Source organism: Pelagerythrobacter marensis, assembly GCF_036700095.1.
Taxonomy (GTDB): Bacteria; Pseudomonadota; Alphaproteobacteria; order Sphingomonadales; family Sphingomonadaceae; genus Pelagerythrobacter; species Pelagerythrobacter marensis_A.
This window is the reverse complement of the sequence record NZ_CP144918.1, coordinates 1,961,942-1,981,880: the sequence shown is the minus strand read 5'-3', so window position 1 is coordinate 1,981,880 and position 19,939 is coordinate 1,961,942. Positions and strand designations below refer to the sequence as shown.

At 67.3% G+C, this 19,939-nt stretch carries 18 protein-coding genes and 1 tRNA gene; 10 read left to right on the top strand and 9 right to left on the bottom strand.

What is annotated here, in order from left to right:
- The first annotated feature begins 2 nt into the window (after positions 1 to 2).
- Both eda and V5F89_RS09360 read left to right on the top strand, forming a co-directional pair.
- A complete protein-coding gene (gene eda / locus V5F89_RS09365; protein WP_338445387.1) occupies positions 3 to 617 on the top strand; it encodes a bifunctional 4-hydroxy-2-oxoglutarate aldolase/2-dehydro-3-deoxy-phosphogluconate aldolase in 615 nt (204 codons plus the stop codon).
- 83 nt (positions 618 to 700) lie between these two features.
- Positions 701 to 1,444 (top strand): L,D-transpeptidase family protein, encoded by a 744-nt coding sequence (locus V5F89_RS09360; RefSeq protein WP_338445386.1) that lies wholly within the window; start codon positions 701 to 703, stop codon positions 1,442 to 1,444.
- On the opposite strand, the gene tilS is transcribed toward V5F89_RS09360, so the two are convergent.
- The 5 genes from tilS to V5F89_RS09335 form a co-directional block, all read right to left on the bottom strand.
- A complete protein-coding gene (gene tilS, locus V5F89_RS09355) occupies positions 1,445 to 2,278 on the bottom strand; it encodes a tRNA lysidine(34) synthetase TilS (protein ID WP_425334346.1) in 834 nt (277 codons plus the stop codon).
- A 121-nt stretch (positions 2,279 to 2,399) separates the two neighbouring features.
- Positions 2,400 to 3,350 (bottom strand): tetratricopeptide repeat protein, encoded by a 951-nt coding sequence (locus V5F89_RS09350; RefSeq protein WP_338445385.1) that lies wholly within the window; start codon positions 3,348 to 3,350, stop codon positions 2,400 to 2,402.
- A 155-nt stretch (positions 3,351 to 3,505) separates the two neighbouring features.
- The gene (locus V5F89_RS09345; RefSeq protein WP_338445384.1) at positions 3,506 to 4,339 is read right to left on the bottom strand and encodes a helix-turn-helix domain-containing protein; all 834 of its coding nucleotides are present in this window, start codon (positions 4,337 to 4,339) and stop codon (positions 3,506 to 3,508) included.
- Positions 4,340 to 4,472: 133 nt separating this feature from the next.
- Positions 4,473 to 6,743, bottom strand: a complete 2,271-nt coding sequence (ptsP, locus tag V5F89_RS09340) for a phosphoenolpyruvate--protein phosphotransferase (protein ID WP_338445383.1) — start codon at positions 6,741 to 6,743, stop codon at positions 4,473 to 4,475.
- Between the two features lie 95 nt (positions 6,744 to 6,838).
- Entirely contained in the window at positions 6,839 to 6,994 is a 156-nt protein-coding gene (locus V5F89_RS09335; protein ID WP_338445382.1) for a YdcH family protein, read from the bottom strand.
- Positions 6,995 to 7,163: 169 nt separating this feature from the next.
- Between V5F89_RS09335 and V5F89_RS09330 the strand changes: the two genes are divergently transcribed.
- Together V5F89_RS09330 and V5F89_RS09325 are read left to right on the top strand one after the other, a co-directional pair.
- Entirely contained in the window at positions 7,164 to 7,361 is a 198-nt protein-coding gene (locus V5F89_RS09330; RefSeq protein WP_338445381.1) for a YdcH family protein, read from the top strand.
- A gap of 132 nt (positions 7,362 to 7,493) precedes the next feature.
- Complete coding sequence (locus V5F89_RS09325; protein ID WP_338445380.1) at positions 7,494 to 7,955, top strand: DUF1465 family protein; 462 nt, start codon at positions 7,494 to 7,496, stop codon at positions 7,953 to 7,955.
- Positions 7,956 to 8,084: 129 nt separating this feature from the next.
- On the opposite strand, the gene V5F89_RS09320 is transcribed toward V5F89_RS09325, so the two are convergent.
- Positions 8,085 to 9,038 carry an N-formylglutamate amidohydrolase gene (locus V5F89_RS09320; protein ID WP_338445379.1) on the bottom strand — a complete coding sequence of 318 codons (954 nt, stop codon included), beginning with the start codon at positions 9,036 to 9,038 and terminating at the stop codon, positions 8,085 to 8,087.
- A gap of 96 nt (positions 9,039 to 9,134) precedes the next feature.
- Between V5F89_RS09320 and cpdR the strand changes: the two genes are divergently transcribed.
- The 6 genes from cpdR (at position 9,135) to V5F89_RS09290 (ending at position 15,000) form a co-directional block, all read left to right on the top strand.
- Positions 9,135 to 9,524 (top strand): cell cycle two-component system response regulator CpdR, encoded by a 390-nt coding sequence (gene cpdR / locus V5F89_RS09315; protein ID WP_338445378.1) that lies wholly within the window; start codon positions 9,135 to 9,137, stop codon positions 9,522 to 9,524.
- Between the two features lie 82 nt (positions 9,525 to 9,606).
- Positions 9,607 to 9,681: transfer RNA gene (locus tag V5F89_RS09310), tRNA-Val, on the top strand.
- A 203-nt stretch (positions 9,682 to 9,884) separates the two neighbouring features.
- A complete protein-coding gene (locus V5F89_RS09305; RefSeq protein WP_338445377.1) occupies positions 9,885 to 11,105 on the top strand; it encodes an NADP-dependent isocitrate dehydrogenase in 1,221 nt (406 codons plus the stop codon).
- Between the two features lie 289 nt (positions 11,106 to 11,394).
- Entirely contained in the window at positions 11,395 to 12,909 is a 1,515-nt protein-coding gene (locus tag V5F89_RS09300) for a bifunctional GNAT family N-acetyltransferase/carbon-nitrogen hydrolase family protein (RefSeq protein ID WP_338447549.1), read from the top strand.
- An 81-nt stretch (positions 12,910 to 12,990) separates the two neighbouring features.
- A complete protein-coding gene (locus V5F89_RS09295) occupies positions 12,991 to 14,754 on the top strand; it encodes a cation:proton antiporter (protein WP_338445376.1) in 1,764 nt (587 codons plus the stop codon).
- A 63-nt stretch (positions 14,755 to 14,817) separates the two neighbouring features.
- Positions 14,818 to 15,000 carry a hypothetical protein gene (locus V5F89_RS09290; RefSeq protein WP_338445375.1) on the top strand — a complete coding sequence of 61 codons (183 nt, stop codon included), beginning with the start codon at positions 14,818 to 14,820 and terminating at the stop codon, positions 14,998 to 15,000.
- 18 nt (positions 15,001 to 15,018) lie between these two features.
- Here V5F89_RS09290 and alaS read toward each other — a convergent pair whose 3' ends face one another.
- The 3 genes from alaS to recA all read right to left on the bottom strand — a co-directional run bounded on the left by alaS (position 15,019) and on the right by recA (position 19,885).
- Positions 15,019 to 17,706 carry an alanine--tRNA ligase gene (gene alaS, locus V5F89_RS09285; RefSeq protein WP_338445374.1) on the bottom strand — a complete coding sequence of 896 codons (2,688 nt, stop codon included), beginning with the start codon at positions 17,704 to 17,706 and terminating at the stop codon, positions 15,019 to 15,021.
- 102 nt (positions 17,707 to 17,808) lie between these two features.
- A complete protein-coding gene (locus tag V5F89_RS09280; protein ID WP_338445373.1) occupies positions 17,809 to 18,636 on the bottom strand; it encodes a class I SAM-dependent methyltransferase in 828 nt (275 codons plus the stop codon).
- A gap of 190 nt (positions 18,637 to 18,826) precedes the next feature.
- Entirely contained in the window at positions 18,827 to 19,885 is a 1,059-nt protein-coding gene (gene recA, locus V5F89_RS09275) for a recombinase RecA (protein ID WP_338445372.1), read from the bottom strand.
- Positions 19,886 to 19,939 lie beyond the last annotated feature (54 nt).

The window sequence follows — 19,939 nt, the reverse complement described above, 5'->3', positions numbered from 1 at the left end:
CCATGACCGATATCGCCACCCTGATGAACACCGCCCCCGTGATCCCGGTGATCGTGATCGACGACGTGGCCGACGCCGTGCCGCTGGCCCGGGCGCTGGTGGCGGGCGGACTGCCGGTGCTGGAAGTGACCATGCGCACGCCCGCCGCGCTGGAGGCGATCGCGGCGATGAAGCAGGTCCCCGGCGCGATTGTCGGCGCCGGGACGGTGACCAACGAGCATGAGCTGGACCAGGCCCTGCGCGCAGGCAGCGAGTTCATCGTATCCCCCGGCCTGACCGAGCCGCTGGGCCGCGCGGCGATCGATCGCAACGTGCCGTTCCTTCCCGGGATCGCCAATGCCGGCGACATCATGCGCGGGCTCGACCTGGGGCTGACGCATTTCAAGTTCTTCCCCGCCATGGCCGCCGGCGGGCTGCCGGCTCTCAAGGCCCTGGCGGCGCCGTTCGGTCCCTGCCGGTTCTGCCCGACCGGCGGCATAGGGCCGGACAATGCCGCCGAATGGCTCGCGTTCGATCCGGTCCTGTGCGTCGGCGGGAGCTGGGTCGCGCCGCGCGGCACGCCCGACCCTTCGGCGATAGAGCAGCTCGCGCGGCAGGCCGCCGGTCTGGGGCGTTAACCTCCCCGCACAGCGCGTCCCCCGACGGGACGCTTCGCGCGCGGGACTGGCATGGCACGCACGAGGCCGGCATATCGCCTGCCATGAACCCGATGCTGAAATGGATCGGCGGCGCGACCGCCGCAGTCGTTCTCCTGTTCGGCGGTGCGATGCTGGCGAGCGGGTTATGGCCCCGCAGCGAAACGCGCGACACGGCGCCCGTATCGCTCGAAACGGCGATCCCGGTCGACGAGGCGGCGCTGGCCGAAGCGGACGACGGGAAATCGGCCGAAGGCAAGGCGTCGGCGACGCTTGCCGCGAGCGATGGGACGGCCGGAAGCGCTTCCGCACCGGCTCCTCAATCAGCCTCCGCGACCGAAGCCGACGCATTCGTCGTCAAGCGGATCCTGCCGATCGACGGCCCGATCAAATATGGCGAATGGCACTGGGACGACGAAGGCGTTCCACCGGGGCCGCTGGTCATCACGGTCGATCTCGAAGCGCGCGTGATTTCGATCTTCCGAGACGGCTACGAGATCGGCGCCGCCGCGGCCATGCTGGGGACCGACGCGCACCCCACGCCGGTGGGGACGTTCCCGATCCTTTCCAAGGAACGGCACAACGTCTCGGAGAAATACGGCAATGCGCCGATGCCGTGGACGCTGCGCCTGACGCACGACGGCATTGCCATCCACGGCGGTTCCGAAGTGGAAAACGGCTATGCCAGCCACGGGTGCATCGCGATCCCGGACGAACTGGCCAGCCGTCTGTTCGCAGTGGCGAAGAAGGGCGACAAGGTGATCATCACCCGCGGCGAGACGCTGCAGATGGGCGAAGCCATTATCTGATCAGCCCGATCGCCGGGCGGGCTCCTCGCTGAAGATCCAGCAATCCCCCTCCGCGCGGGCGAGAATGCCTGCAAGGTTCCCCTTCCCCCCGCCTTCGAGAGCGCTCACCAGCGCGGCGATCCGGCTGCCGCGCGGATGTTTCGCAAACATGCCGAAGATGCGTTCCACCGCAAGGTGACGGATCAGGCGCGGGCCGCCCGGGCGATAGCGCACGCACCCGTCCTCCGTCGCGACGGCGACCTGGAATTCGTGCGCCAGCATGGCCTCGATCGCTTCTTCCGCTTCGGCCAGCAACCGCGCGCTTGTCGCGATTGCCACGGGATCGAGCCAGTCGGCCTCCTCGATCGCTTGCCTGATGCGGGCGCGGTCGTAGGCCGGATCGCGGTTGCTGGGATCGTCCGCCGCCTCCAGCCCCGCCGCCTCCACCAGCGCGGCCAGTTCGGCCCGGCGCCATTCCAGCAGGGGACGGACAACGAAATGCGTCCTGTCGGGCAGGAGCGTGGCGGAACGGATGCCTGCCAGCCCGGGCAGGCCGCTGCCGCGGTTCAGTCGCATCAGCAGCGTTTCGGCCTGATCGTCGGCATGGTGGGCCGTGGCCAGCGCGTCGAGCGACCTTTCGCCCAGCCAGCCGGTCAGGGCGGAATAGCGCGCCGCGCGCGCCTGCCCCTGGACGTTTCCCCGGTCCAGGCTAACCGGCAGAGTCGCATGTCTCACGCCGAGTTCGCGGCAGACATCGGCGACCATCGCCGCCTCTGCCGCGCTTTCGGGCCGCAACCCGTGATCGACCGTCGCCGCTTCGACCCGGCCCGGCAGCGCCCGGTGCGCGAGCAGCAACAATGCCAGGCTGTCCGGGCCGCCGGAGACCGCGACGCCCAGCCGCCCGGTCCCCTGGTCGGGCCAGACGTTTGCCAGATCGGCCGTGAAGCGCGTCAGGCTGTCGGAATCGACCGGTCTATCAATTGCAGCTCACCTTGCGCCGGTTCGCTTCATACTGATCCGAAAGGCGCCCGGTCGCGATCGCCGGATAGGTCTCGGCGAATTCGGCCAGCGCGATACAGGCGCGGCTGGTATCCTTGATGGCGATCATCGCCTCGGCAAGATAGAGCAGGCTGTCGGGCGCCCGCGCCGCCTGCTTGTCGGCCTGATAGTTCCTGAGGAACCACGGCGCGGCCTCTTCGGGCTTGCCCGCATCCAGATAGGCCCGGCCGAGGAGGTTCCGGCCATAAGTCGTCCGCCAGTGATCGGGATATTTCTCGACGAACAGCGCCAGTTGCTGCTGCGCCTCGGGATAGAACCCCGCGTCCCAGAGACGGAAGCCGTACGAGTATTCGTCGTCGCCAGGATCGTCGGTCTGCGGCTTGGCAATTTCCTGGACCGCCGCAAGCCGCGCCGCCGTCGGCCCGGCTGCGGGCGGCGGCGGTGGCGGCGGTGTGGCGGCCGCAGGCGTGGAAGCGCCGCCGGTCATCGCGGAAAGATTGTCCTGCGCCGCCGTCGATCCGCCGCCCTGCCCGGCCGCGGCGCCGCCGGTCACCTCGAGCGCGGCGAGGCGCGTTTCCAGCTGGCCGAGCGCGTTGGCGTTGCTTTCCGTCTGGGCGGTGAGCGACTGAATCTGCGCCTCCAGCGCGTCGAGACGGGCGAGAATGTCGGTCACCGCCGTGGTCGAGGGCATGGCCGGGGGCGTCTGCCCCGCATTGGCCCGCGACTGGCTCGCCCCCGAAATCTCGGGCTGGAAGAAGCGCCCCTCCGGCCCCGGGAAGACGGTGCGCTGCAAGGCCCGCACTTCGGCCTCCAGCTTGCGCAGCCGCGCTTCGGCGCTGCCATCCTGCGCCAGCGCCGGCCCCGTTCCGGCCCCGACCGTTACGATTGCCAGTACGCCAAGAATTGCACGCCCCGTGCGGCTGGTCATGGTAAGTCGCTCCTGTCCCTCAAACTGCGCTGTCCAGCGCCCCCCAAATCAGGCAGCCCGTTCCCGAATGGCGCCTGAATGATGGTAAATTTTGCCCCAATCGGCCCCCGCTGTCGAGGCGCACGACAGGTAAACCGGGGGAAACTTTACACGGCTTACGCGCCTTCGCCTGCGTCTTCATCGTCCGCCTCCGCCGCTTCGGCGCGAGCCAGCAGCGCCTCCGCGCTGACCGGCACGTCGCGCACGATTTCGTCGACTTCCGACAATTTGGGCACGCTGCGCCCGCCGACGGTGATGGCCAGGGCATAGGGCCGTCCGGTCCAGATCAGCGGCCCTTCCGCATCCGCAGGCACGGTGTAGGTTTCGCCCTCCGCCATCCGCTTCTGCATCAGCTGGTCGCCGTTGGCATCGTAGAACTTGACCCAGGTTTCGTCTTCCAGCGCGGTGAACACGACCGGCCCCGCCGCGGCATCCGGCTGCCGCGCGGGCGCTTCGCGGCCCGCATCGGCCTGCTGCGATGCACGGTCGGCCTCTTGCGGCACGGCGATCGGCCCGGGGCCGGCCCCGGGAAAGAAATAGTCCCTGAAATAGGCAAACCCGCCCGCGATCAGCAACAGCGCGGCCAGGGCGCTCAGCCAGGCCAGCCCGCGCGTCGGCACGCGCGCCGGATCGCCCGGTTCGAAACTGCTGCTCCGCACCGGCTCGTGCACTCGGGCGGCGCCGGTTTCCTCGCGCACCTGGCGCGCGATGTCGGACGGATCGAGCCCGACCGCCTTGGCATATGTGCGCGAGAAACCGATTGCATAAGTGCGGGCCGGCAGCGCCTCGAAATCGCCGGCTTCGATCACTTCGAGGTGTCGCAGCGGAATGCGCGTTTCGGCAGCGACCTGTTCGACCGTCAGGCCCGCTTCCTCGCGCGCACGGCGGAGGCGTTGCCCAGCGCCCTCCAGCGGCAGTTCGCCCGGAGATTCATGTGTTTCGTCCGACATGCCGTCTCTAGAATACCCGATATTTTGCGGCCCGTTTGGTTGTAACCCGACAAGGGCCGCCGCGCCACCCTGTCAAGCGCCGGACGATTGCGCCGCCGGCCTTTGCGACGGATCGGCGCAGGCGCGCGACGGGTCAGTCGGTTTCGATGCCGCGCTCGCTGGCCCAGGCCGTGATCGCGGCGCGCATGTCCGGCGGCGGGGCAGAGAGCCAGGCCTGCATCGCCTTTTCCAGTTCGCGCAGATCGACCTGGCGCACCAGTTCCTTGATCGGGCCGACCGCGACCGGCGTGATCGAGAGCCGGCGGAACCCGAGACCGAGCAGGGCAAGCGCCTCCAGCCGGCGCCCGCCCATTTCGCCGCATACGCCGAGATCCACCCCGCTCCCTGCGGTGGCCAGCGAAATGCGGCGAAGGAACCGCAGGATCGCCGGGCTCAGCCAGTCGTAGCGTTCGGCGAGCTTGGGATTGGCCCGGTCGGCCGCGAAGAGGAACTGGGTAAGGTCGTTGGTCCCGACCGAGAGAAAGGCGATGCGCGGCAGCAACTGGTCGAGAACTTCGGCGAGCGCCGGCACTTCGAGCATGGCTCCGTAGCGGATCGCTTCCGGCAACAGCTTCTTCTTGCGGCGCAAATGCGCAAGCTGACTGTCGAACACCGCCCTCGCCGCATCGAACTCCCACGGTTCGCTGACCATCGGAAACATGACGTAGAGCGCCCGGCCGGCTGCCGCTTCGAGCAGGGCGCGCGCCTGGACCTTGAGCAACCCTTCCCGCTCGAGCGCCAGGCGCAGCGCGCGCCAGCCCATCGCGGGATTCTCGTCGTTCTCGAACTCGCTTTCGCGCAAATACGGCAGCGCCTTGTCGCCGCCGATGTCGACCGTGCGAAAGATCACCGGGCGATCGCCGGCCGCGTCGAGCACGTCGCGATAGAGCCGGAACTGCCGTTCGCGCTGCGGCAAAGTGGCGGAAACGAGGAACTGGAATTCGGTGCGGAACAGGCCGATCCCGTCGGCGCCGACCAGCGGGAGGGCGGAAATGTCGTCGCGCAGCCCCGCGTTGATCATCACTTCGATTCGGGTCCCGCAGCGGGTGAACGGTTCGACGTCGCGCAGCTCGGCATAGAGCGCCTGCCGCTCGCGTGATTTGGCAAACCGCGTCTGAAACGCTTCGACCACCTGCTGCGCCGGGCGAGCGACGGCATTGCCGTTGTCGGCGTCGAGCAGGACAAGATCGCCTTCCTGCACCATACCGCGCAGGCCGCGCACCCGGCCGAGCACGGGGACGCCCATCGCGCGCGCCACTATCACGACGTGCGCGGTCAGCGATCCTTCTTCCAGAATCACGCCCTTCAACCGCCGCCGGTCGTATTCGAGCAATTCGGCCGGCCCCAGGTTCCTGGCAATCAGGATCGCATCGCCGCGCAGGCCCTGACTGGCCGCGGTCCCGATCTGGCCCGACACGATCCGCAGCAGCCGGTTGGCGAGGTCTTCCAGATCGTGCATCCGGTCCTGCAGCAACGGATCGTCGATCTCGCGCATACGCATCCGGGTGCGTTGCTGCACGCGCTCGATCGCGGCCTCCGCCGTCAGCCCGGCATCGATCGCCTCGTTTATCCGCCGGCTCCACCCTTCGTCGTAAGCGAACATCTTGTAGGTTTCGAGAACCTCTTCGTGTTCGCCGCCGACGCCGAACTCCGCCCGGTCCGCCAGGCTGTCGATCTGGTCGCGCATCCTGTCGAACGCGCGATAGACCCGCTGGCGCTCGGCCTCGATATCGTCGGCCATGACCTGGTCGATCGTAATCCGCGGCTGGTGATAGACGGCCACGCCGCTGGCCAGCCCCTTGACCAGCGGCAGGCCGGAAATCGTGGCCGGCCCGGTATCGGCGGGGGTGAGGCCGCGGGCTTCCTCCTCGTCGATCAACTCGTTGTTCGAAATCAGCTCCGACAGGACCATCGCGGTCGTCTGCAGGGCCTCGATCTCGATATCCTCGTACCGGCGGGGGTCGACGTGTTGCACGCACAGAACCCCCACCGCCCGTTCGCGATAGACGATCGGCACCCCGGCGAAGGAATGGAATTTTTCCTCCCCCGTTTCGGGCCGGTACTGGAAATCGGGGTGCGCCTTGGCTTCGGCCAGGTTCAGCGTTTCGACATTTTCCGCGATCGTGCCGACCAGCCCCTCGCCGATCGCCATGCGCGTGACGTGAACGGCTTCGGCATTGAGGCCATGCGTCGCGAAAAGCTCCAGCATCCCCTCGCGCAGGAGGTAGATCGAGCACACCTCGCTATCGAGCGAGTCGGCGATGATGTCGACGACCTGATCGAGCTTGCCCTGCGCGTGCAGACGCGAGGCCATGACCTCGTGCAGGCGGGTAAGGATGCGGCGGGCTGCGGCGGCTGCGCTCATGCAAGTCGCCTATACCAAAAGCGCGCGCCGGGAAACGCGGTTCGTTGCCGAATTGCGGCGTCGGCGCGTTTCGCGGTCGCCGACGCCGGTCGTTTTCAGATGGCCGACAGCTCTTCCTTGATCCTGAGCTTCTGCCGTTTGATCGCCTGAATCGTCGCCGCGTCGGGTGATGGCCGGTTAAGCTCGGCGCGCAAGCGCTGCTCCAGACCGGCGTGCTTGGTTTGCAGGGCGTTGACGTGAGACGATACCATCGGGCTCTCCTTTGGTTGAACACCGTGAGGACAGCGACTCGTCTTCGCGGACGAGCCGCGTTCGACTATAGAACCACATCCGCACGCGCTTGCGAAGCCCCGAGATTGCGCATTTCGACAAGACCGGGCACAGGCGCGTCGAACCGAAGTGGCGGCGGAGCGGGCCCGGATGAACGAGCAGGAACTGCGCAAACGGCTGGCGACCCTGCGGGTCGAGCACCGCGATCTCGATGCCGCGATCGAGGCCTTGCGCGCGGCCGGTTCGACCGACCAGCTCCAGATCGCCCGGCTCAAGAAGCAGAAACTGCGCCTGCGCGACCGCATCGCCGCGATCGAGGACGAGCTGTTGCCCGACATCATCGCCTGAACCGCCCCCGGCGGAGCGCGGCGACTGGGGCCCGAATGCGCCGTCCCGGCACGAGACACGCCCATCCGGCGTGGGATAACCCGCAAGCGACGACTGGCGGCGCGCGCGCCGCTGCGTTAGCGCTATGCCGCGATGGGCACGCATGCGGATATCAGCCGGACGATCATCGAGGCGCTTTACGAAGAGGCGCTGTTGCTGGCGGACGAAGTCCGCGCCACGTTCGACCTGTCGCAAGGCTGCCTGCCCAAGCACGAACACGATTTCGCGCGCATTGCCCTGTCGGTGGAGGGGCTGCGCACCACCACCAGGGTGATGCATGCGCTGGCCTGGCTGCTCAACCGGCGCGCGCATTTCAACGGCGAGATGAGCGAGTTCCAGCTGCGCCGCTACGGCACGCTGCCGCCCGACCGGCCCGCGGACCCGGACAATCTCTGCTACCTCCCCGCGCAGATCTGCGACCTGATCCGCACCAGCGAAAGACTCCATGCCCGAATCGCAAGGCTCGACCGGGCCTGGCGCGACAGCTTCGAAATGCGGCCCGCGGCCGTCCTGCGGCTGCGCGAAAGGCTCGGCCGGGCGGTCGGCGAAACCTAGCGGCGTTTTCGGCAAAAGGCTGAAGCGGCACCGGCCCGCACCCCCACCCGGCCACCCATAGAATACCCTGCCGTTGGGTGGCCGGGTGGGGGTGCGGGCCGGTGCCGCTTCACTTTGCCGAAAACGACTCTATTCGGCGGCCAGCGGCTGCGCGGTGCCGCGCCCCAGCGCCGCGACCGCATCGCCCAGTTCGCGCACCAGGCCGGTCAGCAGGCGGACGATCGCCGGCGCCCGCGCCGAAGGCTCGGCGAAAGCCGCGTCGAGATAGGTCGTGCGGCACAGCTCCAGCTGGATGGCGTGCAGGCCGCGCCGCGGGGCGGCATGGCGATCGAGGATATACCCGCCGGCATAGGGGCGATTGTGCGCCGCGCGCCGGTCGCACCGCGCCAGGTAGGCCAGGGCCTGCGCCGACAGCGCGTGATCGCAGGCCGCGCCGAAGCGGTCGCCGACGACGAATTCCGCCGGCCGATCGCCCGGAACCCTGGGCCTCAGCGGCGGCATCGAATGCAGATCGAGCAGCAGCGCCGCCCCCCAGCGGTCGCGCAGGCTATCCAGCGCGCCGGCCAGCGCCCGATGGTAGGGCCGATGGATCTGCGCGATCCGCGCGTCCAGTTCGGCCCGTGCGATCGGCCCCTTCCAGATTTCACCCAGCCCGCCGAGCCGCCGGGGCACCAGCCCCAGCCCGCTGCGCGACCGCCGGTTGTGCAGCGAATGGCGCACGGGGCCGGGCGCCGGCCCGCGCACCATCGACCAGTCGACGTCGTCGCAGGCACGGTTGAGGTCGAGCATGGCGCGCGGTGCATGGGCGACGAGGAGGCCCGCGCCGGTGGCCGCGGCGATCTCGCGCGCCAGGATGTCGACATGGCGATCCTCCAGCCGCGGCGCGCTGTATCCGGGATCGCGCATATATTCGTACAGGTCCGGCGGATAGACCCTGCCCGCGTGCGGAGCCGCCACGAGCACGGGAATCGGCGTGTCCGCGGGCAAGTGCAGCTCGAAAGCGGGCTCGCCCGCGCCGGTTCCCGGGATCGCCCCGCCGAACACGGTGCCCCCCGGATCCGACGCAGATCGCTGACCGTTCATGCCGCCCCTTGTCGACAATTGACGATCCTGTGTCAAAGCAGGGCAGTCTCGACGCGGCGAAAGATTTCTTAAGCGGGCTGCGATAGGGCCGAGGGCATGACCACGACCGACCGCCTCAGAATCCTTCTCGCCGAAGACGAGGAGGCCATGCGCGACTATCTCGCCAGCGCGCTGCACAATGCCGGATACGACGTGGTGGCGGTCGATCGCGGAACGAAGGCCGTTCCACTGCTCGAATCGCAGCACTTCGACTTGCTCCTGTCCGACATCGTGATGCCGGAAATGGACGGGATCGAGCTGGCCCAGCGGTGCAACGAGATCAGCCCGCGCACCAAGGTCATGTTCATCACCGGTTTTGCCGCCGTCACGCTGAAGGCCAGCCGCGACCAGCCGCAGGCGAAAGTGCTGTCGAAACCGTTCCACTTGCGCGACCTCGTGCTGGAAGTGGAACGCGTGTTCGAAGACCGCCTGCACGCCACCGTCTGAGCACGTTTATTCAGGGCTTGCGCGGCGCCGGGCCAGTCGCTAGATGGCGCGCCTGCCGCACGTTGCGGCCCACCGATGGATCGGGCGTATAGCTCAGTGGTAGAGCACTGTGTTGACATCGCAGGGGTCGGAAGTTCAACTCTTCCTACGCCCACCATCGAACCGGGGCCGGCCCGGGCTGCAAATCGCAAGAAGGCGCCGTGAAAGCGGCGCCTTTTTCGTGTCCGGCCCATGCGCCGCGCCCGGCCGGATCGCGCAGGCCGCACGCGCCGCCCCGCGCTTCCCTTGCACCCTCCCCCTCCTCTGCTAAAGCCCGCGCAAATCCATCCGACAGCTTCCCAGGAAACAGACAGGGCAGACATGCAGAAAATCCAGGTCAAGAACCCCATCGTCGAACTCGACGGCGACGAAATGACGCGCATCATCTGGGAATGGATCCGCGAGCGGCTGATCCTTCCCTATCTCGACGTGGATCTGAAATACTATGACCTGTCGATCCAGAAGCGCGACGAAACCGACGACCAGATCACGATCGACGCGGCCAACGCGATCAAGGAACACGGCGTCGGCGTGAAGTGCGCCACGATCACGCCGGACGAGGCGCGGGTCGAGGAATTCGGGCTCAAGAAGATGTGGGTCAGCCCCAATGGCACGATCCGCAACATCCTGGGCGGCGTGGTTTTCCGCGAACCGATCGTGATCGACAACGTGCCGCGGCTGGTCCCCGGCTGGACCGATCCGATCGTCGTGGGCCGCCATGCCTTCGGCGACCAGTATCGCGCCAAGGACACGCTGATCCCCGGCAAGGGCAAGCTGCGGCTGGTGTTCGAAGGGGAAAACGGCGAGAACATCGATATCGACGTGTTCGAATTCCCCAGCTCGGGCGTCGCCATGGCGATGTACAACCTCGACGATTCGATCCGCGACTTCGCCCGCGCTTCGATGAACTACGGCCTCGATCGCGGCTGGCCGGTCTACCTGTCGACCAAGAACACGATCCTCAAGAAGTACGATGGCCGCTTCAAGGACCTGTTCCAGGAAGTGTTCGACAACGAATTCAAGGACAAGTTCGACGAAGCCGGCATCACTTACGAACATCGCCTGATCGACGACATGGTTGCATCGGCGCTCAAGTGGAGCGGCAAGTTCGTCTGGGCCTGCAAGAACTACGACGGCGACGTGCAGTCCGACACGGTGGCCCAGGGCTTCGGCTCGCTCGGCCTGATGACCAGCGTGCTGATGACGCCCGACGGCAAGACCGTGGAGGCCGAAGCCGCGCACGGCACCGTCACCCGCCACTATCGCCAGCACCAGGAAGGCAAGGCGACCAGCACCAATCCCATCGCCAGCATTTTCGCCTGGACCCGCGGGCTGATGTACCGCGGCAAGTTCGACGGCACGCCCGACGTGGTGCGCTTCGCCGAAACGCTGGAGAAAGTCTGCATCAACACGGTCGAGGGCGGCCAGATGACCAAGGACCTGGCGCTGCTGATCGGCCCGGGCCAGAACTGGCTGACGACCGAGCAGTTCTTCGAAGCGATCGTGACCAATCTCGAAACCGAGATGGCGAACTGGAAGTGATTGTTCCCCCCTCCCGCTTGCGGGAGGGGCCGGGGGTGGGCAAGCGTTCCGCAAGACCCACCCCGCTGCGACTGGGCGCCGCTTCGCGCCGCCAGGTCTCTCGCCCCTCCCGCGTGCGGGAGGGGGTTTGTCGCGCGAAGATCGGAGCTTGGCAGTGACAACACGCAAAAAGCAGCCAGTACGCCGCAAGGCGCCCGAACGGTTCGGCAAGCGCCGGCTCGAAATCCGCAACGCGCGGGCGAAGGACGTTCGCGGGATCGCCGCGCTGGTGCGGCGCGTCTATGACGACATGCCCGCCTATACCCACGGCGAGATCCGCGGGCAGATCAACAATTTCCCCGAAGGCTGTTTCGTCGCTCTGCTCGACGAGGAGGTCGTCGGATATTGCGCGACGATGCAGATCGCCGAGGCGCTGGCATTCCAGGAGCACACCTGGGACGAAATCACCGGCAACGGCTTCGGCAGCCGGCACGATCCCACCGGCGACTGGCTCTATGGCTACGAGATGTGCGTCGATCCCAAAGTGCGCGGCGTGCGCATCGGCCGGCGCCTCTACGAAGAACGGCGCGCGCTCGCCGAGGAACGCGACCTGGCGGGAATAGTCTTCGCCGGGCGAATGCCGAACTATCGCCGCAGCAAGCGGAAGGTGGAGGGGCCCGAGGACTATCTCGAACAGGTCGTGGCCGGGCGCCTGCACGATCCGGTCCTGCGCTTCCAGCTCGCCAACGGGTTCGAGCCGGAACGGATCATCCGCGGCTATCTGCCCGAGGACAAGAAGTCCGAAGCCAACGCGGTGATGATGGTCTGGCACAATCCCTACGTGGAGCGCGACCAGCCGGTGAAGAAGCGCCTGCCGCGCGGGGTGGAGGCGGTGCGCGTGGCGACCTGCCAGCTCCAGGCGCGGGCCGTTTCCGACTATGCCGAATTTCTTCGCGCGATCGAATATTTCGTCGATGTCGCAAGCGATTACGAATCGGACTTCATCGTTTTTCCCGAAATGTTCACGCTCCAGCTGCTCAGTTTCGAGGACAAAGTGCTGTCGCCGGTCGAGGCCATCGCCCGGCTTTCGGAATATACGCCGCGGCTCAAGACCGACCTGTCGGACATGGCCATGCGCTACAACATCAACATCGTCGCCGGGTCGCACCCCACCCGGATGGACGACGACGACATCCACAACGTCGCCTATGTCTGCCTGCGCGACGGATCGGTGCACGAGCAGGAGAAGATCCACCCGACCCCGAACGAGCGCTATTGGTGGAACATTCGCGGCGGCGATTCGATCGACGTCATCCCGACCGACTGCGGTCCGATCGGGGTCCTGATCTGCTACGACAGCGAGTTTCCCGAACTGGCCCGGCGCCTGGCGGACGAAGGCGCGCGGATCATCTTCGTCCCGTTCTGCACCGACAGCCGCCAGGGGTATCTGCGCGTGCGCTATTGCGGGCAGGCGCGGGCGATCGAGAACCAGTGCTTCGTCGTCCTGTCGGGCAATGTCGGCAACCTGCCCAATGTCGCCAATATGGATATCCAGTACGCGCAGAGCTGCATCCTGACGCCGTGCGATTTCCCCTTCGCGCGCGACGGCATCGCGGCGGAGGCGAGCGAGAATGTCGAAACGCTGACGATCAGCGACATCAACCTGGCCGACCTGTCGTGGGCGCGCGCCGAAGGGACGGTGCGCAATCTCGCCGACCGGCGGTTCGACCTCTACCGGATCGAATGGGACGAGGCCGGCAAGCACCCCGGCAAGCCGCGGCCCCGGCGCGAGCCGCTCGGGCCGCACACCGTCGGCGGCGGCTGACGGCAGGCCGGCGCCGGACGAATGCAGCCGCCGGCTCGCTGGCGCCGTGACATCGCGGCCAGGTCGGTTTAGGACGAGACAATGGCAGGCGAAATCGCTCCCACTCCCGCGCTATCGGATGCACTGGTGATCCTCGGCGCGGCCGGGATCGTCATTCCGGTCTTCACGCGGTTTCGCATCACCCCGGTGATCGGCTTCATCCTGATCGGCATTGCGGTCGGCCCCTTCGGGCTGGGCAAGCTGGTCTACGAATATCCGTGGCTGGGGCACGTAACGATCAGCGACCCGGAGGGGCTGGAGCCTTTCGCGGAATTCGGAATTATCCTCCTGCTGTTCTCAATCGGTCTCGAATTGTCGTTCAACCGATTGTGGCAATTGCGAAAACTCGTCTTCGGTCTCGGCGCGCTCGAACTGCTGATAATCGGCAGCTGTCTGGCGGTCGCGCTGTCGATGATGGGGCAGTACTGGACCGGCGCGATCGGGCTGGGGCTGGCGCTGGCGCTGTCCTCCACCGCGATCGTTCTGCCAATTTCGGGCACCCACAGCCCGGTGGGCCGCGCGGCGCTGGCCATGCTGCTGTTCGAGGATATCGCGATCGTGCCGATCATCTTCATGCTCGGCGCGATGGCCCCCAATGCCCAGGCCGAAGGGTGGGAGGGGCTTGTCGATACGCTGTGGCAGGGCGGCCTGGTGGTCGCCGTGCTGCTGATCGTCGGGCGCATCGCCCTGCCCCGCCTGTTCGCCCAGGCGGCCCGGACCAAGAGCCCGGAGCTGTTCCTCGCCGCCAGCCTGCTGGTGGTGATCGGCGCCAGCCTGGCAACCGCGATGGTCGGCCTGTCGCCCATCGTCGGCGCGCTGATCGCTGGCCTGCTGATCGCCGAAACCGAATACCACGGCGAGATCGAGACGATCATGGAACCGTTCAAGGGCCTGGCCCTGGGCGTGTTCCTGATCACCGTGGGCATGAGCATCGACCTGGCCACGATCTGGGACAACCTGGGGGCGATCGCCCTGGCGGTGGTGCTGGTGCTCAGCTTCAAGGCGCTGATCACGGGCGTGCTGCTGCGGATGATGGGCGCGCGGCGCGGCACCGCGGCGGAAACCGGCGTGCTGATGGCCAGCCCGTCGGAAACCACGCTGATCGTGCTGACTGCGGCCAGCTCGGCGCTGCTGATCCAGCCCGGCACGGCACAGTTCTGGCAGATCGTGACCGCCATCGGCCTGACCATCACGCCGATCCTGGCCAAGCTGGGCCGCGCGATCGCCCGCCGGGTGGACGGCGTGCCCGACGTGCCGGCCGAACCCGACGGCGAAGCGCGGGTCATCATCGTCGGCGCCGGCCGTGTCGGGCTGCTCGTGGCCGACATGCTCAAGGTCCACGAAAAGCCCTATGTCGCGCTCGATTCCAATTCCGATCTCGTCGCGCGCGCGAAGCGCGAAGGCTACTACGCCATCTTCGCCGATGCTTCCCGCCGCGATACCTTGCAGCGGCTGAACCTCGACAGCGCGCAGGCGCTGGTGCTGACGATGGACGAGCCGGTCCTGGCGCAGCGGCTGGTGGCGAAAGTGCGCAAGCAATATCCCGACCTGCTGATCGTCGCGCGCGCGCGCGATTCGATCCATGCCGCCGAACTCTATCGCGCCGGTGCCAGCCATGCCGTGCCGGAGACGCTGGAAAGCTCGCTCCAGCTTTCGGAAGCGGTGCTGGTCGATATCGGGGTGGCGATGGGGCCGGTGATCGCCTCGATCCACCAGAAGCGCGACGAGCTGCGCGAGCAGATCCAGAAGGATGGCGCGCTGGAGCGCAAGCCCAAGCTGCGGACCGGCCCGGTCGAAGCGACCTGATCCCGCGACCGACGCAAGAACTCTTGCGCCTTCCGTTCGTTGGTGGGCCGAAGGAGATTTCGCATGAGCGACCAGGATCCGACCAAACCGATCCCCAACGAGGAGAAATTCAAGCCGCAGAATGTCAGCGGCAGCGGCAAGTCCGGCAAAGGCCGCGACGCCGAACGTCCCGCGGACACCGGCGGGCGCAACCTGCCGCGCGGGAGCGAGCCCGAAACCCGAAATTCGAGCAACTTGCGGCGGTGATCGCGCTGCGGGCGGCGCTCAGGCCGAAACCGCTTCCTCGATAGCGGAGCGGACCGCGGCGATCGCGGCCCCGGCTGCGGACCCGTCCGGCCCGCCGCCCTGCGCCATGTCGGGGCGGCCGCCCCCACCCTTGCCGCCAAGCGCCTCTACGCCCCGGCGCACCAGCGCAATGGCGTCGTAACGCGGCGTCAGGTCGTCGGTGACGGCAACGGCGATCGCGGCGCGCCCGCCGTTGACCGCCACGGCCGCGGCGATGCCCGAACCCAGGCGCTTCTTCGCCTCGTCGAGCAATCCGCGCAGTTCCTTGGCGTCGAGGCCATCGAGCACCTGGCCGGAGAACTTCACCCCCGCGACTTCTTCCTCGGCCGCGCCTTGCGCCGGCGCGCCCGCTCCGCCGCCGCCGCCGAGCGCCAGTTGCTTGCGCGCATCGGCCAGCTCCCGCTCGAGCCGCTTGCGCTCCTCCACCAGGGCCGCGACCCGCGCCTCCACCTCGTCAGGGGCCGTCTTTAGCGTGCCTGCAACCGATTTGAGCGCTTCTTCGCGCCCGACCAGCCATTGCCGCGCGGCCTCGCCGGTCAGTGCCTCGATTCGCCTCACGCCGGAGGACACTGCGCTTTCGGAAACGATGCGGAACAGGCCGATGTCGCCGGTGGCGCGGACATGGGTGCCGCCGCACAGCTCGACCGAATAGTTGCGTTCCTTCCCGTCGTCGCCCTTGCCCTTGCGGCCCATCGACAGCACGCGCACTTCGTCGCCGTACTTTTCGCCGAACAGCGCGAGCGCGCCCGCCTCGACAGCCTCGTCCGGGCTCATCAGGCGCGTCTGGACCGTTTCGTTGGCCCGGATTTCCGCATTCACCTCGGCCTCGACCGCCGCGATATCCTCGGCGCTGAGCGGGCGCGGATGCGAGAAGTCGAAACGGAAGCGTTCGGCCGCGACCAGCGAGCCCTTCTGCGTCACATGGCTGCCGAGCCGGTTGCGCAGCGCGGCATGGACGAGGTGCGTCGCCGAATGGTTGGCGCGAATCCGGTCGCGCCGCTCGGCATCGACCGTCATGTGCACGCTGTCGCCCACGGCCACTTCGCCGCTCTCGATCCGCCCGTGATGGGCGTGGAGGCGGCCGAGCGGCTTCGAGGTATCGGAAACCGCGATCTTCAGCCCCTCGGGAGTAAAGATCGTTCCCGCGTCGCCCGACTGGCCGCCGCTCTCGCCATAGAACGGGGTCTGGTTGGTGAGGACGATCACATCCTCGCCCGCGGCGGCGCTGGACACTTCGGCTCCGTCGCGCACGATCGCAACGACCCGCCCCTCGCCCTCGGTCGCCGTGTAGCCGGTGAACTCCGTGCTGCCCTCGCGCTCGGCAATGTCGAACCACAGCTCGCCATCGGCCGCTTCGCCCGAGCCTTTCCAGGCCGCGCGCGCGGCGGCCTTCTGGCGCTCCATCGCAGCCTCGAAGCCGGCGCGATCGACCCCGATGCCGCGCGCGCGCAGGGCATCTTCGGTCAGGTCGTAAGGGAAACCGTAAGTGTCGTAGAGCTTGAACGCCGTTTCGCCTTCCAGCTCCCCGCCCTCGCCCAGCCCGGCGGTTTCCTCGTCGAGCAGGCGCAGACCCTTTTCCAGCGTGCGGCGGAACTGCGTTTCCTCGCGCTCCAGCACTTCCTCGATCAGCGCCTGGCCGCGCTGCAACTCGGGATAGGCCTGGCCCATCTCGGTCACCAGCGCGGGCACCAGGCGGTGCATCAGCGGCTGTTCGGCGCCCAGCAGGTGCGCGTGGCGCATCGCGCGGCGCATGATCCGGCGCAGGACATAGCCGCGCCCCTCGTTCGACGGGAGGACGCCGTCCGCCATAAGAAACCCGCTGGAACGCAAGTGATCGGCGATCACCCGGTGGCTCGCCTGGCGGTCGCCTTCGGCCGCAACGCCGGTCAGGCTTTCGCTCGCCGCGATCAGTTCGCGGAAGGTATCGGTATCGTAATTGTCGTGCACGCCCTGCATGACCGCGGCGATCCGCTCCAGCCCCATGCCGGTGTCGATGCTCGGCTTGGGCAGATCGGCGCGCGTGCCGTCGGCCGACTGTTCGAACTGCATGAACACGAGGTTCCAGATCTCGATGAACCGGTCCCCGTCCTCGTCGGGCGAGCCGGGCGGTCCGCCGGGGATATGGTCGCCGTGATCGTAGAACACTTCGCTGCACGGTCCGCAGGGGCCCGTTTCGCCCATCGACCAGAAATTGTCGCTGGTGGCGATGCGGATGATCCGGTCTTCGGGCAGACCGGAAATCTTGCGCCAGAGGTCGAACGCCTCGTCGTCGGTATGGAAAACCGTTGCCGTCAGCCGCTCGGCCGACAGGCCCCATTCCTTCGTCAGCAGGGTCCAGGCATGTTCGATCGCCTGTTCCTTGAAATAATCGCCGAACGAGAAATTGCCCAGCATCTCGAAGAACGTGTGATGGCGCGCGGTATAGCCGACATTGTCGAGATCGTTGTGTTTGCCCCCGGCGCGAACGCATTTCTGGCTGCTGACCGCGGTCGGTCCGGGCGGCGTTTCCAGCCCGGTGAACACGTTCTTGAACGGCACCATCCCGGCGTTGACGAACATCAGCGTGGGATCGTTGTAAGGCACCAGCGGCGCGCTGGGCACCGCGGTGTGGCCGTGGCCGGCGAAATAGTCGATGAAGGACCGGCGTATGTCGTTGGTCGAGGTCATGCCAGCGCAGTTAGTTGCTGGCGCACCGCGCGACAAGCGGATTAAGCCCGGCGATCCCCGGGGCGGTGCCGGAACGCGGCACTGCGGCCGAGGGGGGAAGAGCTAGGCGGGTGCCCGGGCGCGGACCAGCCAGGCGGCACCGGCGAACGCAATGCGTCCGCTCTCGACCCGTTCGGCCAGAAAGGCGCGCAACCGCGCGACGAAATCCGCGCGCTCCGCCGCCTCCATCTGCGCCGATGCACGCGCGGCCGGGCCGATGACGAGGAAATAGGACAGCGCATCTTCCACCGGATCGCTCCCTTCGCCCGCGACATAAGGGAAATCGACGGCGTCGAACGTCGGATCGCGCCAGCCTGCGCGGGTCAGGATATCGCCGACCAGGGCCGGATCGGCAAAGGCGAAGGGGCCGGGCTGGCCGGGCGGCGGGGGTGCGCCCATTCCCGGGGGCAGGAGCGATGCCAGACCGCTCGCCCAGGCGTTTTCCGCCGCGGGGCGAAAACAGCTGAAAACGAGATCGGCGCCGGGCGCGGAGATCGCGGCGAGATGGGAAAACGCGGCGACCGGATCGGGAAAGAACATCACCCCGTGGCGCGAAACGAGCAAGTCGGGCGCAAAACCGGGGCGCGACCACTGGCCGGCATCGCCCAGTTCGAACGCGACATTGCCCGCGTCTTCGCCGCGACGGCGGGCCACGGCCAGCAATTCCTCGCTGACATCGACGCCGACGACCTGCGCTTCGGATCGACGAGAGGCCAGCGCGAGCGACACCTCCCCCGCCCCGCAGCCGATATCGAGCGCGCGCACGAAAGGCCGGTCGAGAGCGGCGTCGAGCAAGCGTTCGGTGAGCGCCGCAAAACTGCGATCGGTGCGGCGCCATTCGCTCGCCCAGCTGCGCCCGGCGCGCCCTTCCCATTCCAGCTTGTCCGTCATGCGCCTGTGCTTGCTCCCAACCTGTGGCACGGAAAGGGCGGAAAGCCGCTCGCCATGCCGGCTGCCGTCGACCCGGCCTGCTAACCCGGCCGCGGTCCCGCGACAAAGAAAAACCGGCGCGGGCCTCTAAAGACACACGCCGGTTTTCCGTTTTCCCGGATGCAAGCGCGCACCCGCTTGAGGCGATGGATCAATCGTCCGCGTCCGGACCCGTCATCATCTCCTCGGCGACTTCGTCGGTCCGGCCGCGGATCGCGGCTTCCAACCTGTCGCAAACTTCGGGATTGTCCTTGAGATACTGCTTGGCGTTTTCGCGGCCCTGGCCGATGCGGATCGAATCGTAGCTGAACCAGCTGCCCGATTTCTCGACGATCCCGGCCTTGACCCCGAGATCGAGAATCTCGCCGATCTTCGAGATGCCCTGGCCATACATGATATCGAATTCGACCTGCTTGAACGGCGGAGCGACCTTGTTCTTGACCACTTTCACCCGGGTCGAGTTGCCGACGATCTCGTCGCGATCCTTGATCTGCCCGATCCGGCGAATGTCGAGCCGCACGCTGGCGTAGAACTTCAGCGCATTGCCGCCAGTGGTGGTTTCCGGGTTGCCGTACATCACGCCGATCTTCATCCGCAGCTGGTTGATGAAGATCACCATGGTCTTCGAACGGCTGATCGAACCGGTCAGCTTGCGCAGCGACTGCGACATCAGCCGGGCCTGCAGGCCGACATGGCTGTCGCCCATTTCGCCCTCGATCTCAGCCCGCGGAACCAGCGCGGCGACCGAATCGACCACGAGCACGTCGATCGCATTGGATCGCACCAGCGTGTCGGTAATTTCCAGCGCCTGCTCCCCGGTATCGGGCTGCGACACGACCAGTTCGTCGATATCGACGCCCAGCTTCTTGGCATAGACGGGGTCGAGCGCATGTTCGGCATCGACGAACGCCGCGGTGCCGCCGTTCTTCTGCGCTTCGGCAATGACGTGCAGCGCCAGCGTGGTCTTGCCCGAGCTTTCCGGCCCGTAGACCTCGATCACGCGGCCTCTCGGCAAGCCGCCGACGCCCAGCGCGATATCGAGTCCCAGCGATCCGGTAGAGATCGCCTCCACCTGCATCGCTTCCTTCTGGCCCAGCTTCATCGCCGAGCCCTTGCCGAACGCACGATCGATCTGCGCGAGCGCGGCATCGAGTGCCTTTTGACGGTCCACGTTGCTTTCCTTCTCAACCAGCTTCAGTTCCGCCGCCATCGCATGGCCTCCTTCGCTTGCCTAGGGCTTCGCGCCCGTTATCGACCGGAGCCC

Excerpts from the sequence above, each read along its gene's own strand:
- eda (WP_338445387.1), top strand. The coding sequence starts at position 3 with ATGACCGATATCGCCACCCTGATGAACACCGCCCCCGTGATCCCGGTG.
- V5F89_RS09360 (WP_338445386.1), top strand. The coding sequence starts at position 701 with ATGAACCCGATGCTGAAATGGATCGGCGGCGCGACCGCCGCAGTCGTT.
- V5F89_RS09350 (WP_338445385.1), bottom strand. The coding sequence starts at position 3,350 with ATGACCAGCCGCACGGGGCGTGCAATTCTTGGCGTACTGGCAATCGTA.
- V5F89_RS09345 (WP_338445384.1), bottom strand. The coding sequence starts at position 4,339 with ATGTCGGACGAAACACATGAATCTCCGGGCGAACTGCCGCTGGAGGGC.
- ptsP (WP_338445383.1), bottom strand. The coding sequence starts at position 6,743 with ATGAGCGCAGCCGCCGCAGCCCGCCGCATCCTTACCCGCCTGCACGAG.
- V5F89_RS09335 (WP_338445382.1), bottom strand. The coding sequence starts at position 6,994 with ATGGTATCGTCTCACGTCAACGCCCTGCAAACCAAGCACGCCGGTCTG.
- V5F89_RS09330 (WP_338445381.1), top strand. The coding sequence starts at position 7,164 with ATGAACGAGCAGGAACTGCGCAAACGGCTGGCGACCCTGCGGGTCGAG.
- V5F89_RS09325 (WP_338445380.1), top strand. The coding sequence starts at position 7,494 with ATGGGCACGCATGCGGATATCAGCCGGACGATCATCGAGGCGCTTTAC.
- V5F89_RS09320 (WP_338445379.1), bottom strand. The coding sequence starts at position 9,038 with ATGAACGGTCAGCGATCTGCGTCGGATCCGGGGGGCACCGTGTTCGGC.
- cpdR (WP_338445378.1), top strand. The coding sequence starts at position 9,135 with ATGACCACGACCGACCGCCTCAGAATCCTTCTCGCCGAAGACGAGGAG.
- V5F89_RS09305 (WP_338445377.1), top strand. The coding sequence starts at position 9,885 with ATGCAGAAAATCCAGGTCAAGAACCCCATCGTCGAACTCGACGGCGAC.
- V5F89_RS09300 (WP_338447549.1), top strand. The coding sequence starts at position 11,395 with ATGCCCGCCTATACCCACGGCGAGATCCGCGGGCAGATCAACAATTTC.
- V5F89_RS09295 (WP_338445376.1), top strand. The coding sequence starts at position 12,991 with ATGGCAGGCGAAATCGCTCCCACTCCCGCGCTATCGGATGCACTGGTG.
- V5F89_RS09290 (WP_338445375.1), top strand. The coding sequence starts at position 14,818 with ATGAGCGACCAGGATCCGACCAAACCGATCCCCAACGAGGAGAAATTC.
- alaS (WP_338445374.1), bottom strand. The coding sequence starts at position 17,706 with ATGACCTCGACCAACGACATACGCCGGTCCTTCATCGACTATTTCGCC.
- V5F89_RS09280 (WP_338445373.1), bottom strand. The coding sequence starts at position 18,636 with ATGACGGACAAGCTGGAATGGGAAGGGCGCGCCGGGCGCAGCTGGGCG.
- recA (WP_338445372.1), bottom strand. The coding sequence starts at position 19,885 with ATGGCGGCGGAACTGAAGCTGGTTGAGAAGGAAAGCAACGTGGACCGT.